Origin of the sequence: Kitasatospora sp. NPDC005751, from assembly GCF_040630835.1 — a bacterium.
GTDB lineage: Bacteria > Actinomycetota > Actinomycetes > Streptomycetales > Streptomycetaceae > Kitasatospora.
The window spans coordinates 98,348-112,413 of sequence record NZ_JBEXYC010000022.1 but is presented as its reverse complement, the minus strand read 5'-3'; the positions used below and the strand labels follow the sequence as shown (position 1 = coordinate 112,413).

The window sequence follows — 14,066 nt, the reverse complement described above, 5'->3', positions numbered from 1 at the left end:
CGGGCTCCCCCCGCCCCTGCGCTTCCGGGGGGGGGCGGGGGGGGGGGGGGGGAGTGGGAAGTCGGCCGGGCCGACTTCCCACTCCTCGGTCGATCAAGCGCGCAGGGTTGATCAGACGCGCACGGGTTGGTCAGGCGTGCGGGGTTGGTCAGGCGTGCACGGCGGGGGCCAGGACGTTGACCACGTCACCGATGACGATCACGGCGGGGGGCTTGATCCGCTCCGCCTCGACGGTGGCCGCGACCGTGGCGAGGGTGGCGTCGACCCGGCGCTGGGCCGAGGTGGTGCCCTCCTGGACGACCGCCACCGGGGTGTCGGCCGGGCGGCCGCACTCGATCAGCTTGTCGGCGATCGCGCCGATCTTGTCGACGGCCATCAGCAGCACCAGGGTGCCGGTCATCCGCGCGACGGCCTCCCAGTTGGTCAGCGAGCGCTCGTCGGCCGGGCCGACGTGCCCCGAGATCACGGTGAACTCGTGCGTCATCCCGCGGTGGGTCACCGGCACGCCGGCCGAGGCCGGCACGCTGATCGAGCTGGAGATGCCCGGCACCACGGTGACCGGCAGCCCGGCCTCCGCGCAGGCCAGCAGCTCCTCGCCGCCGCGCCCGAACACGTACGGGTCGCCGCCCTTGAGCCGGACGACGAACTTGCCGGCCTTGGCGTGCTCGATGAGCGTCCGGTTGATCGCCTCCTGGGCCATGAACCGGCCGTACGGGATCTTGGACGCGTCGATCACCTCGACGTGCTCGGGCAGCTCGGCGAGCAGCTCGCGCGGGGCGAGCCGGTCCGCGACCACCACGTCGGCGTCGGCGAGCAGCCGGCGCCCGCGCACGGTGATCAGGTCCGGGTCACCAGGACCGCCGCCGACCAGGGCGACGCTCCCCGTGCCCGGCCGCCCGGCGGCGCCCCCGACCCCGTGCGAGCGGTACTGGCGGGCGGCCAGCGAGCCGTCCCGCAGGCCGTCCACGATGGCGTCGCGCAGGGCGGCGGAGTGCCTCGGGTCGCCGGTGAGGACGGCGACGGTGGCACCCGCGTCGCGGCCGCTGGCCGGGGTCCAGGCAGTGGCGGCGGCCGCGTCGTCGCTGCGGGCGCAGAACACCCGCTCGCGCTCCGCCTCGGCGCTGACCGCGGCGTTGACCGCCGCGTCGTCGGTGGCGACCAGCGCGTACCAGCTGTCGGCCAGGTCGCCGTCCCGGTAGCGGCGCTCGTGCCAGGTGAACTCGCCGGCGTCGGCCATCGCCTGGACGGCGGGCGTGGTGGTCGGCGATATCAGGTGCAGGTCCGCGCCGGTGGCGATCAGCGCGGGGAGCCGGCGCTGGGCCACGTGGCCGCCGCCGACCACGACGACGCGGCGGCCGGCGAGCAGCAGGCCCACCGGGTACGGGGTCCGGCCCTCGGTGCCGGGGTGCGGGTTGGGCGCGGTCATGGGCAGGGCTCCTGAATCAACGTGAGGGTGCGGTGGGGGTACGGCGCGGCACCGCTCCGCGCGCCGGCGCGCCCTCGGGCCGGTTCACGGAGCGGTGCGGACGGTCGTCAGGCCTTCTCGGTGACCCCGGCGGAGTCGAACGTGGCTACATCGTGCATCGCCCGGGCCGCACTCTGCACCAGCGGCAGGGCCAGCAGGGCGCCGGTGCCCTCGCCGAGCCGCAGGTCGAGGTCGATCAGCGGACGCAGGCCGAGCTTGGCCAGCGCGGCCTGGTGGCCGGGCTCCGCCGAGCGGTGACCGGCGATGCAGGCGGCGAGCACCTCGGGCGCGATCGCCTTGGCGGCCAGTGCGGCCGAGCCGGCGATGACGCCGTCCAGGATGACCGGGGTGCGCAGCGAGGCGGCGCCGAGCAGGAAGCCGGCGATGGCCGCGTGCTCCAGACCGCCGACGGCGGCGAGGACGCCGATCGGGTCGGCCGGGTCCGGCTGGTGCAGGGCGAGCGCGGCGCGGACGACCTCGACCTTGCGGGCGTGCGTCGCGTCGTCGATGCCGGTGCCGCGGCCGGTGACCTCGGCCGGGTCCAGCCCGGTGAAGACCGAGATCAGGGCGGCGGAGGCGGTGGTGTTGGCGATGCCCATGTCACCGGTGACCAGGGCCTTGTTGCCGGCGGCGACGAGGTCGCGGGCGGTCTCGATGCCGATCTCGACGGCCTTGAGGGCCTCGTCCCGGGTCATCGCCGGGCCCTGGGTCATGTCCCCGGTGCCGGGCCTGACCTTGCGCGGCAGCAGGCCGGTGGTCCGGCCCTGCTGGATGGCGTCGGGGAGCTCGGCGGCGACGCCGACGTCGACCACGCAGACCTCGGTGCCGATCTGCTTGGCGAAGGCGTTGATCACCGCGCCGCCGGCCAGGAAGTTGCCGACCATCTGGGCGGTGACCTCCTGCGGCCAGGGGCTGACGCCCTGGGCGTGGACACCGTGGTCGCCCGCGAAGATCGCCACGCAGGCGGGCTCCGGGATCGGCGGCGGGCACTTGCGGGACAGCCCGGACAGCTGCGCGGAGATGATCTCCAGCATGCCGAGCGAGCCGGCCGGCTTGGTCATCCGCTTCTGGCGGTCCCAGGCCTCGCCGAGGGCCTTGGCGTCGAGCGGGCGGATGCCGCGCAGGGTCTCGGAGAGCAGGCTGTGCGGCTCCTCGCCGGGCAGCGCGCGGTTGCCGTACTGCTCCTCGTGGACGACCCAGGAGAGCGGGCGCTTCTTGGCCCAGCCCTGCTGCTGGAGCTCCGGCTCGTCCGGGAAGGCGTCGACGTAGCCGACGCAGAGGTAGGCGACGACCTCCAGGTGCTCCGGCAGGCCGAGCTCGCGGACCATCTCCTCCTCGTCGAAGAAGCTCACCCAGCCGACGCCGAGGCCTTCGGCGCGGGCGGCCAGCCAGAGGTTCTCCACGGCCAGGGCGGCCGAGTAGGGGGCCATCTGGGGCTGGGTGTGCCGGCCGAGGGTGTGGCGGCCGCCGCGGGTGCGGTCGGCGGTGACCACGATGTTGACGGGCGTTTCGAGGATCGCCTCGATCTTGATTTCCTTGAACTGCTTGGCCCGGCCCTTGGGGAGCGAGTCGGCGTAGGCCTCGCGCTGGCGCTCGGCCAGTTCGTGCATCTTGCGACGGGTCTTGGCCGAGCGGATCACGACGAAGTCCCAGGGCTGGGAGTAGCCGACGCTGGGCGCGGTGTGGGCGGCCTCCAGGACGCGGATCAGCACCTCGTGCGGAATCTGGTCCGGGCGGAAGCCGTTGCGGATGTCGCGGCGCTCGCGGATCACCTGGTGGACGGCCTCGCGGCCAGCGTCGTCGTAGCCGGGGGCGGCCGGGCCACGCGGCTCGGCGGGCTCCTCCACGGGCTCCTCGGCGACGGGCTCCTCGGTGACGAGGTCGGCGGTGACGGGGTCGGCGGCTTCGGCGGGGTCGGCCGCCTCGGCGGGCTCCGCGGCCTCGGCGCTTCCGGCCTCCGCGTCGGGGGCGGCGGCGTCGGCCCCGGCGGCCTCGGGCTCGGCGGCCGGCTGCTCCGCAGGGGCGTCGGGGGCCTCTGGGGCCTCAGGGACCGCCGCGGCCTCGGGAGCCGCTTCGGGCTCCACCGGCTCCACCACGGCGGTGGGCTCGGCGACAACCTCCTCCGGGCCCGGAGCCGGGGCGGCGGCCTCGGCCTCCGCCGGGGCCTCCTGCGGCTGCTCGGGCTCCGCGACGGCGACGGCGACGGCCTGGCCGGACGGCATCTCTCCGGTGCCGACGGCGGTCTCGGCGGCGGCCTCGACGCCCGTCCCGGCGGCGGCCTCGGCCGGGCTCCCGCCCTCGGCGGGGGCCCGGCCGTCGGTGACGACCGGCGCCTGCTCGACGGCGTCCGGCTCCTGGGCGGCCGGCACCGGCTCGGCTGCGGGCTGCTCGACAGCGGGCTGCTCAACGGCGACCGGCTCGGCGACGGGCTGCTCCGGGGCGGTGTCCGGCACCGGCTCGGCGGCGGGCGCCTGGGCCTGCTCGGCGACCGCTATGGGGACGGCGTGCCGGCCCTCGCCCTCCGCGACGGCCTGGACCGGCTCGGTGCCCTCGACCTGCGGGAGGCCGTGCGGGGTCGGTGCGGCGAGGAAGGCGGAGATCCGGCGGGGCTGACCGGCCTGGGCGGCCGGCTGCTGCGGCGCGGCCTGGGCGGCGGCGGCCGCCTGCGCCTCGACGGCCAGGGGCTCGGCGGCCACGGGCTCGGCGACAGCGGGCTCGGCGGCAGCGGGCTCGGCGACAGCGGGCTCGACGGCGACCGGCTCGGCGGCGACGGCCTCGGCGGGCAGGGCTTCGGTCTGCTCGGCGACCGGCACCGGCACCTGCTCCACGACGGCCGCGGGCTCCACGACGGCGTCGGCGGCCGGCGCCGCGACGGGCGCCTCCGCGATCAGCCCGGCGTCGGCGACCGGAGCGGCCACCTCCACCGCGCCCACCGGCTGCGCGGCCGGTTCGGCGTACTGCGGGGCCTGCGGGGCCTCCTGGACCGGCGGCACGGCCTGCGGCGGCTGGACCGGCGCCACCGGCTGCTGCGCCGGCTGGGCGTGCACGGGCGCGGTGGCCTGCGGCTCCGGCTGCCCGGCGAAGACCGGGATGCCGTGCGCGGGCGTGCCGCCCTGCGACGGGCCGCGGTCGGCGAGCGAGCGCACCGGGACCTGGCCGGTCATCAGCGAGGGGTCCGGGATCGGGGGCCCGGCGTGCAGCGGGCGGCGGGGCTGCTGAGCCGCCGTCAGCTGGTCCTGGCCCTGCGCCTGGAGCGGCGGCTGGACCTGCTGCGGCACCGCGGCCTGGAGCGGCACCGGCTGAACCTGCTGGGCGGCCGGGTCGGCCGCGCCGAGGACCGGCGGCTCCAGCGGCGGCCAGGACGGCTCGACCGGCGTACCGGGAGCGGCCTGCTGCTCGGCGCTCTGCTCACCGGGACCGGCCGCCAACGGCTCGCCCCAGGAACCCTGCGGACCGGGCATCAGCAGGACGTCGTCCTCGTCGTCGAGGGGGTCCGGCTGGTCCGGCTGGTCCAGGAAGTGGAACGCGGGGCGCGGGGCGCCCTGGTCGACCCCCCAGCCCTCGCCGGGCGCCTGGACGCCGTAGCCGGGCACGCCGAGCGGCTGCGGCTGACCGCCGGGGCCCTGCGCGGGAAACATGCCGATGCCCTGGCCCACCGCTCCGGGCAGGCCGTTCCCCGGCGCCGCCGGGTTCGGGATCAGGCCGCCGTCCGGTGCGACGCCCTGCCCCGGCGCGACGGTGGAGACGCCCTCCGGGCCGCCGAGAGGGTCGGGCCCGGCGAGCAGGTGCTCCGGCAGTCCCTCGTTCGGAACGTGGCCGCCATCGGTCATGTCAAAGCTCCTTCCAGGCCGCTGCCGCGCCCTTGGCGACGCGATCACCGACCGCAGCGCCCATCCGCACGGGCCGGGCCCTGGAACCGGACCCGCCCCTCAACCACATGCGGCCGCCGCGCCGAGGCGCTGCGGCCGAATTCCTTCCGGCGCGCTGCGGCACCCCGGCCCGCGCACCACCCGGGTGGGGAGGCGCGCCATCTGAGACAACGACAAGGCGGGGCAACCGGCAACGACCGCACCGGACCCTACGGCATTCTCCAGGTCCGGCACGCGGCCCGTCGAATTGCCCACACTCCGAGCCGTTCCGGGTTGCACCGCGTCAAAAAGGCGACAAACCGACCGGATCGGGCGGGCCCCCGGACGCCGCAGCCGTCCCGGACGCCACACTACCGGCCCGGTGCCGTCACCTCTCGAATCGGTGTCCGGATGCGACCTGGATCACCGCCGGACCTCGGAATCGCCACCGGGGCGGCCGGGCGACGGCACCCGGTCTTCACACGATCTGCTCACCCCAGAGCAGGAGCACGCCGGGCTCGCCCGCCGCGAGCCCCAGGCCGCCGTCCGTCCCGACCGGGCGCAGCGGCGCGGACTGGAGCAACGCGCCGTCGGCGCGGTAGCCGGCCCCGGTGACGGCGCGGCGGATCTCCTCGGCCTCGGCGAGAGTGCGGGCCACCGCCGCGAAGCGCTCGGGCCGGCGGGCCAGGACGGCGCGGACCACGGCGATGCCGCCGGCCTCGACGACGGCCGCGTCGGGCTCCGGCAGGCCGCCGAGCACCTCCGGGCCGGAGCCGTGGACGGTCTCCACCTCGACGCCGAAGCGGCGGGCGTTGACCGTCAGCCGGGCGCAGGCGGAGCGGGAGGCCTCGACCGCGACGACGGCCGCGCCGAACCGGGCGGCCTCCACGGCGAGGGCGCCGCTGCCCGCGCCGACCGACCAGACCAAGTCCCCCGGACGGACACCCAGACGGGCCAGTACGAGGGCGCGCGCGTGCGCTGGCAGCGCCTCCGGCGCGCCGGGCGCGTCCTCCGCGCGCCCGGCGCCCGTGTAGGCGTCGCCGGGGAGCGCCCAGCCGCGGTCCGGGCCGGGGTAGCCGACCGGGCGGCCGGCCAGCCAGCCGGCCGCCTCGCCCACCGCGCCCGCCTGCGGACCGCCGCCGTTGCCGCCGATGACCAGCACCACGTTGGGGTCGCGCCAGATGTGGTCGGCGACCCGGTCGGAGGTGAGGACGGTGACGTCCTCCTCGGGGGTGCCGAGGGCCTCGCAGACCACGAAGGTGCGGTGCACCCCGCGCAGCATCAGGGCGAGTTCGCTCGGTCCGGCGCCGGGTGCGGTGAGCACGGCGACCTTGGCGTTGGCCCGGCAGATGTTGGCGGCCCGGCGCAGCCGTCCGCCGTGGGCGCTGACCACCTGGGCGTCCTCCCAGGGCATGCCGGCCCGGGCGAAGGCGACGGCGACCGAGGAGACGGCGGGCAGGACTTCGAGTTCGAGGCCGTACTCGGGGCGGCGCAGGGTGCGCACGACGCCGAAGAAGCCCGGGTCGCCCTCGGCCACCACCACGGCGGCGCCGCGGTGTTCGGCGATCCGGCGGGCCGCGAGCCCGACGTTGCCGAGCACGAGCCGCTCCGCGCTCGGGGGCACCGGGAGGGCGTTGAGCTGGTAGGGGGCGCCGGCCACCAGGGTGGCCGCGGCGAGTGCCGCGCCGGCGGCCTCGGTCAGCGGGGTGCCGTCCCACCCGATGACCGTGATCCGGTCAGCCATCTGCGGCCGTTCTCCCTCGCCTCGGTGCGCCGACATGCCGCGCCCGCTTACGGCGCCGTGGGAGAGGCTACCGGGTGCGTTCCCCTCGGCGCCGACTTCTCGCACACATGTCCGCCGTTCGTCGGCCGCCGCTCCCCCGCCGGTCACCGTGCGGCCCACCGGTCCCCGTGCGCCGGCTGGTCACCGTGCGGCCCGCCCGGCCCCGGACGGCGGCGGGTCAGTCGCGCAGGACGTAGCGGTGGTCGTCGTGCCAGGCGCTCTCCGGCTCCGCCGGGTTCTCCATGTCCTCGGGGAGCAGGCTCCACAGGATGACGTCGCTGCGGCTCTCGGCCGCGCTCCGGTGGCCGGACGGCACCTCCGCGGTGTGCGTACCGGCTCCGACGGACTCGGCCGGTTCGCCGCGCACTATCCAGGCGCTGCGCAGCACGCCCTCGCTGATGGCGCCGACCTTCTGGGCGACCTGCTGGGCGGCGGTGTTGCCGGCGGCGGTGCGCATCTCCAGGCGCAGGAAACCGCGGTCCTCGAAGAGCCACTGGGCGGTGCCGAGGACGGCCTCGGGCGCGTAGCCCTCGCCGCGCGCCCAGGGGGCGGTGACGTAGGCGATCTCGGTGGAGCGCAGCCGCCAGTCGGTGTTGCGCAGCTCGACCAGGCCGACCAGGCGCTGGGTGAGGTGTTCGGTGACGGCGAAGACGATGCCGCGGCCGGCCGCCCGGTGGGCGGGGGCGAGGGTGCGGGCGAGTTCGGCGGCGTAGGCCTCGGTGAAGGGGTACGGGAGGTCGGTCCAGGCGAGGACGAGTTCGTCGGCCGTCATCGCGGCGAGGCCGGGGGCGTCGTTCTCCGCAAGGGGGCGCAGCAGCAGCCGCTCGGTGCTGATGGCGGTCTCGGGGAAGCTCGCTGCCATGCCGTCTCTCCTCGCCGGTCGTGGACACACCGTACGCCTCACCGGTACCCCGGATGTCGCGCGGTGCGCGGACCGCACGACGGTACGTCAGAACGCGGTCTGTCAGGGCGTCACTGGTGCATACTGCCCGACCGGGCCCCCGCCGAGGTGCGGCGGGGGCCCGGTCGTGGACGTGCGGTTCGGCGGTGCCGGTGGGGCCGCCGGTCAGAACGCCGGGATGACGGAACCCTTGAAGGTGTCGTCGATGTACTTCTTGACCTCGGCGGAGTGGAGCAGCTCGGCGAGCTTCTTGACCCGGGGGTCGTTCTCCTTGCCCTGCTTGACCGCGAGGATGTTGGCGTAGGGGTTGCCCTCGGCCTTCTCCAGCAGCAGCGAGTCGCCGGCGGGCTTGAGGCCGGCGTCGAGGGCGTAGTTGCCGTTGATCACGGCGGCGTCGAGGTCGTCGATGGAGCGGGGCAGCTGGGCGGCCTCCAGCTCCTTCCACTTGAGGTTCTTCGGGTTGCCGGTGATGTCCTGCGGGGTCGCGGCGGTGCCGACGCCGGCCTTGAGGGTGATCACGTTGTTGTCGGCGAGCAGCTTGAGCGCGCGGCCCTCGTTGGTGGCGTCGTTGGGCAGGCCGACGGTGGCGCCGTCCTTGAGGTCGCCGATGGCCTTGACCTTCTTCGAGTACACGCCCAGCGGCTCCAGGTGGACCGGCTCGACGGAGACGATCTGGGTGCCGTGCTTCTTGTTGAAGTCCTCCAGGTACGGCACGTGCTGGAAGTAGTTCGCGTCGGCCGAGCCGTCCTGCACCGCGGTGTTGGGGGTCACGTAGTCGGTGACCTCCTTGATGGTGAGCTTGAGGCCGGCCTTGTCCGCGAGGTTGTCCTTGACGAACTTCAGGATCTGCCCGTGCGGGGTGGGGCTGGCGACCACGGTGAGCGGGGCGTTCGGGTCGGAGGAGCCGGACGAGCCGGAGCTTCCGCAGGCGGCCAGCGAGAGGGCGATGCCGGCCGTGGCGAGGACGCTGGTGAACTTCAGGGCGTTGCGCACGAAAAGTGCCTTTCTGCGTGATACGGGGAGCCGGGTCCGGAATCGGACACCGGGAGGTCTAGAGGGCGACGAGGTCCTCGTCGGGGGCGGCCGGGGTCGTGCCGCGCGGGCGGAGCAGGCGGGTCCGGCCGCCGGTGCGCCCGCGGTTGGCGAGCCGGCCCACGGCCCAGTCGCCGAGCAGCTGCACCAGGGTCACGATGATCACCAGCTCCGCGACGATGATCCACATGAAGGCGGTCTCGAAGCGGAAGTAGCCGTAGTTGATGGCGAGGGTGCCGAGGCCCCCGCCGCCGACCACGCCGGCCATCGCGGAGTAGCTGATCAGCGTGATGACCGTGGTGGTGACGGAGGCGGTCAGGCCGGGCAGCGACTCCGGGAGCAGCGCCTTGCGGACGATGGTCCAGGTGGAGGCGCCCATGGCCTGCAAGGCCTCGACCAGGCCGCGGTCGACCTCGCGCAGGGAGGTCTCGACCAGCCGGGCGAAGAAGGGGATCGCGCCGATGGTGAGCGGCACGGTCGCGGCCTCCCAGCCGATGGAGGTGCCGACCAGCCAGCGGGTGAAGGAGATCAGGGCGATCATCAGGATGATGAACGGCACCGAGCGGACGATGTTCACGATCGCGCCGAGCACCTTGTTGACCGGCCGGTTCTGCAGCAGCCCGCCCTTGTCGGTGAGCACCAGCAGGACGCCGAGCGGCAGGCCGAGCAGGACGGTGCCGGCAGTGGCGACGCCGACCATCTGGAGGGTCTCCCAGGTGGCGGGCCACATCAGTTCCTGCATCTGGTCCCAGGTCATGCCACCGCTCCGCTCGCCTTGTCGATGCCGGTCGTGTCGAGCACGTCCACCTGCAGGCCCTGCTCGCGCAGGAACCCGATCGGCACCACGTTGTCCTGGTGGCCGCCGGGGAGTTCGACCCGCATCCGGCCGACCATGCGGCCGGCGATGGTCTCGACGGCGGCGCCGAGGATGTTGATGTCGATCTGGTAGGTGCGGGCGAGCTGGGAGACGAAGGGCTGGGCGGAGCTGTCGCCCTGGAAGGTGATCTCCAGCACGGTGCGGCCGGGGTGGCCGGTGCCGAACTCGCTGAGCGGGAAGAGCTCGCGGGCGAGTTCCGAGCCGGGCTTGGCCAGCAGGTCGGTGAGCTCGCCGGACTCGACCACCCGGCCGCCGCGCATCAGGGCGGCGGAGTCGCAGACGGACTTGATGACGTCCATCTCGTGGGTGATCAGCAGGACGGTCAGGCCGAGCTGCTGGTTGAGGTCGCGCAGCAGCTTGAGGATCGAGCGGGTGGTCTCCGGGTCGAGGGCCGAGGTGGCCTCGTCGGAGAGCAGCACCTTGGGGTCGCCGGCGAGGGCGCGGGCGATGCCGACGCGCTGCTTCTGGCCGCCGGAGAGCTGGCCGGGGTAGCTGCGGGCCTTGTCGCCGAGGCCGACCAGGTCGAGCAGTTCGGCGGCCTTGCGGCGGCGCTCGGTGCGGTCCAGGCCGACGATCTCCAGCGGGAGTTCGACGTTCTGCTGCACGGTGCGGGAGGCGAGCAGGTTGAAGTGCTGGAAGACCATGCCGATCCGGCGGCGTGCCTCGCGCAGCTCCTTGCCGGCCCGGTTCTCACCGCCGGCGAGCGCGGTGAGCTCGACGCCGTCCACGGTGACGGTGCCGGAGCTGGGGCGCTCCAGCATGTTGACGCAGCGGATGAGGGTGGACTTGCCGGCGCCGCTGGTGCCGACGACTCCGTAGACCTCGCCGGGGCGCACGTGCAGGTCGACGCCGGCGAGGGCGGTCACCTCGCGGCCGCGGGAGCGGTAGACCTTGGTGAGGTCCGTGGTGGTGATCACAGCTGCTTCCGTGGGTCGGGGGCGGACGGCGTGGAGCCGCCGGACCGGGTTGCGGTCGGCGGGACGGACGGCGTCGCACCGGGGGGATCCGGACCTGCCACCCCTTGATCGTCGCCGCTGGGCGGCCGGGCCGCGCGACGGCGTGGCCCTAACGAGTCATCAGGGACGACCGCCGGCCCGTGGCCGGGCAGGCGGACGGAGCGGGTGGTGCTCCACAGGCTGGGGCGCGCTCGCACTGACGGGAGCAGGCCGGGTCTCGCTTCGGGGCGCGAGGGGGAGGGCCCCGGCCGACGGCCGGGGAGGGGACGGTGGCCCTCAGCGGTGACACATTCGACGACACATGGCGCGCTCACCTGCCGGCAGGGTGCCGGTGGGGGTCCATTTCGTCGTCGCAGTCATGTGAGCCAGTAAATCAGAAGGTTCGACTTCGTCCCAACTATTCGGATTCGCTGTCCGCAATGCGGACAGCAACCCCTGTGAGCTGCTGCGATTCACCTCGGCGCCGCCCCCGGATCGTCCGGATGATGGCGGCGCCGGGCAACGGCGACGGCGCGGGGCTCAGGCGGTCGCGGCGAGCGGCGCCACCGCGGGCTTCTCCAGGTGGACCAGGCCCGGCCCGCCGTCGACCTGCTCGACGGCGGTCTGGCGGTAGCCCTGACGGGTGTAGAGGCGCAGGTTGCCCAGGCTGCGGTGGCCGGTGAACAGGCGGTACGCCGTCACCGGGCGGCCGTCGGCGGCGAGGCGGCGCTCCAGGGCCTCCAGCAGGCGGCCGCCGAGGCCGTGGCGCTGCATCCGGGGGTGGACGACCAGACGCCCTATCCGGCCGATGCCGTCGGGGCCGATCCGGCCGCGGACGGTGCCGACCACCTCGTCACCGAGCCGGGCGACCAGGACGTACTGCTCGGTGAGCTCCTCGCGCAGGCTCTCCAGGGTCTGCGTCAGCGGCTCCAGGCTCCAGTCGCCGTACAGCTCGGCCTCGCTCTGGTAGCCGAGGTACTGCAGCTTGAGGATCTGCTCCGCGTCCTCGGTGTCCGCCACCGAGATGATCACGCTCATGCCCATGTGCTGGGGCCTCCCCATCGTCGTGCCCGGCGCGCAGAGTGAGGGTGTCGCACCGGATGCCCTGCCGGAGATGTCCCGGCCGGGGATCGGTCCTGGCCGGGGGTGGCGCACGAACGCGCCCGTCGGGCGGCCCGGTGGGGCCACGGCGACGGCGACGCGCTCACGCTCAGTATCCGAGTGATCGCGCCGCCGTCAAGAGCCGCGTTCGCCAGCGCTCTACCCGCGCGTCAGCTGCTCTCAACCTTCCGGCCGTACGACGTGGCGAGGGTCACGTCGCACCGCCGGGGCGACGGCCGCGGGCCCGGGCCGGCTACGGATAGCGCTCGGCGTGCAGAACGGCCCGCAGGCAGGCGAGGCAGCGGGACCGGGTGGGGCCGATCGAGCCGCGCGGCATGCCGAGCCGCGCGGAGAGCTCGCGGTAGGTCGGCGGCGGGTCCTCGGCGAGGGCGGCGACGAGCTGCGGGCAGCGGCCCGGCAGGGCGGCCACCGCCGCCCGGACGGCGCGGCGCCGCAGCGCGGCGAGGACCTCGTCCTCGGCGGACGGGACGACGGGAAGGATGGTGCACATACCGTGCATGACCTGCTCCGGGCCGGGCCGGTTACGGCCGACCGGGCGTGAGCACCCGAAGGGGGCGCGGCGCTCGATCCGCCACGCCCCCTTCGAGGGGTACCGCTTCGGGGGTGTCAGCCCTGGACCCACTCCTCCTGGAGCGCCAGGTCGTCCTTCACCTCGGCGAGCTGGACGGCCACCGCCGAGGGGGCCGTGCCGCCGCGGCCGTTGCGCGAGGCGATCGCGCCGTGGACGCTGAGCACCGAGCGGACGTCGGGCGTCAGGTGCTCGGAGATCCGCGCGAACTGCTCGTCCGTCAGGTCGGAGAGCTCGATGCCCTGCTGCTCGCAGACCTTGACGCAGGCACCGGCGACCTCGTGCGCGACCCGGAACGGCACGCCCTGCTTGACCAGCCACTCGGCGATGTCGGTGGCGAGCGAGAAGCCCGCCGGGGCGAGCTCCTCCAGCCGGTCCCGGTGCACGGTGAGGGTGGCCATCATGCCGGTGAAGGCCGGCAGCAGCACCTCCAGCGTGTCGCAGGAGTCGAAGACCGGCTCCTTGTCCTCCTGGAGGTCCCGGTTGTAGGCGAGCGGCAGCGCCTTCAGCGTCGCCAGCAGGCCGGTCAGGTTGCCGATCAGCCGGCCGGACTTGCCGCGGGCCAGCTCGGCGATGTCCGGGTTCTTCTTCTGCGGCATGATCGAGGAGCCGGTGGAGAAGGCGTCGTGCAGGGTGATGAAGCCGAACTCCTTGGTGTTCCAGATGATCACCTCCTCCGCGATCCGGGAGAGGTTGATCCCGATCATCGCGGTGACGAAGGCGAACTCGGCGACGAAGTCGCGCGAGGCCGTCCCGTCGATGGAGTTGCCGACCGAGCCCCGCTCGAAGCCGAGGTCGGCGGCGACCGCCTGCGGGTCGAGGCCGAGCGAGGAACCGGCCAGCGCACCGGAGCCGTACGGGGAGACGGCGGTGCGCACGTCCCACTGGCGCAGCCGCTCGGCGTCCCGGCCGAGGGCGTGCACGTGCGCGAGGACGTGGTGGGCGAAGAGCACCGGCTGCGCGTGCTGGAGGTGGGTGCGCCCCGGCATGGCGGTGTGCGGGTGCTCCTCGGCCAGGCCGACCAGGGCGTGCTGGAGGTCCAGGATCAGCCCGCCGATGATCCGGGCGTGGTCGCGCAGGTACATCCGGAACAGCGTGGCGATCTGGTCGTTGCGCGAGCGGCCGGCCCGCAGCTTGCCGCCCAGGTCGGCGCCGAGCCGCTCCAGCAGGCCGCGCTCCAGCGCGGTGTGGACGTCCTCGTCGGCGACGGTGCCGGTGAAGGTGCCGGCCTCGACGTCGGCGAGCAGCTGGTCCAGCCCGGCGAGCATGCCGTCGAGTTCCTCGGCGCTGAGCAGCCCGGCCTTGTGCAGGACGCGGGCGTGGGCCTTCGAGCCGGCGATGTCGTACGGCGCGAGGCGCCAGTCGAAGTGCACCGAGGCGGAGAGCCTGGCGAGCGCCTCGGACGGGCCGTCGGCGAAGCGCGCGCCCCAGAGGCGCAGCTCAGGAGAGTTACTGGCGGCGGTCTGGTCGGCAGGCATCGCTGGGCTCCTTACAAGGTGGCGGGTCGGGGGCGGCCCCGGCCGCGAGGGGGCGCG

Annotated in this window: 10 protein-coding genes; all 10 read right to left on the bottom strand. The window is 74.8% G+C overall.

Features of this window, described 5'->3' with window-relative positions:
* Positions 1–148: 148 nt before the first annotated feature.
* Complete coding sequence (gene cobA / locus ABZ497_RS21045) at positions 149–1,426, bottom strand: uroporphyrinogen-III C-methyltransferase (RefSeq protein WP_359807303.1); 1,278 nt, start codon at positions 1,424–1,426, stop codon at positions 149–151.
* Positions 1,427–1,533: 107 nt separating this feature from the next.
* The gene (cobT, locus tag ABZ497_RS21040; protein WP_359807301.1) at positions 1,534–5,295 is read right to left on the bottom strand and encodes a nicotinate-nucleotide--dimethylbenzimidazole phosphoribosyltransferase; all 3,762 of its coding nucleotides are present in this window, start codon (positions 5,293–5,295) and stop codon (positions 1,534–1,536) included.
* Between the two features lie 496 nt (positions 5,296–5,791).
* On the bottom strand, positions 5,792–7,057 hold the full coding sequence (gene cbiE / locus ABZ497_RS21035; RefSeq protein ID WP_359807300.1) for a precorrin-6y C5,15-methyltransferase (decarboxylating) subunit CbiE: 1,266 nt from the start codon (positions 7,055–7,057) through the stop codon (positions 5,792–5,794).
* A gap of 217 nt (positions 7,058–7,274) precedes the next feature.
* Positions 7,275–7,958, bottom strand: a complete 684-nt coding sequence (locus ABZ497_RS21030) for a GNAT family N-acetyltransferase (protein ID WP_359807297.1) — start codon at positions 7,956–7,958, stop codon at positions 7,275–7,277.
* Between the two features lie 204 nt (positions 7,959–8,162).
* The gene (locus ABZ497_RS21025) at positions 8,163–8,990 is read right to left on the bottom strand and encodes a MetQ/NlpA family ABC transporter substrate-binding protein (RefSeq protein ID WP_329486853.1); all 828 of its coding nucleotides are present in this window, start codon (positions 8,988–8,990) and stop codon (positions 8,163–8,165) included.
* Positions 8,991–9,048: 58 nt separating this feature from the next.
* Positions 9,049–9,786, bottom strand: a complete 738-nt coding sequence (locus tag ABZ497_RS21020; protein WP_329486854.1) for a methionine ABC transporter permease — start codon at positions 9,784–9,786, stop codon at positions 9,049–9,051.
* Positions 9,783–10,823, bottom strand: a complete 1,041-nt coding sequence (locus ABZ497_RS21015; protein ID WP_329486855.1) for an ATP-binding cassette domain-containing protein — start codon at positions 10,821–10,823, stop codon at positions 9,783–9,785. Before ABZ497_RS21015 ends, ABZ497_RS21020 begins: the two co-directional genes overlap by 4 nt.
* A gap of 558 nt (positions 10,824–11,381) precedes the next feature.
* Entirely contained in the window at positions 11,382–11,885 is a 504-nt protein-coding gene (locus ABZ497_RS21010) for a GNAT family N-acetyltransferase (RefSeq protein ID WP_329486856.1), read from the bottom strand.
* A gap of 310 nt (positions 11,886–12,195) precedes the next feature.
* Positions 12,196–12,453: a hypothetical protein gene (locus tag ABZ497_RS21005; RefSeq protein WP_329486857.1), complete on the bottom strand. Its 258-nt coding sequence runs from the start codon at positions 12,451–12,453 to the stop codon at positions 12,196–12,198.
* A 116-nt stretch (positions 12,454–12,569) separates the two neighbouring features.
* Positions 12,570–14,009, bottom strand: a complete 1,440-nt coding sequence (gene argH, locus ABZ497_RS21000; protein WP_329486858.1) for an argininosuccinate lyase — start codon at positions 14,007–14,009, stop codon at positions 12,570–12,572.
* Positions 14,010–14,066: the final 57 nt, after the last annotated feature.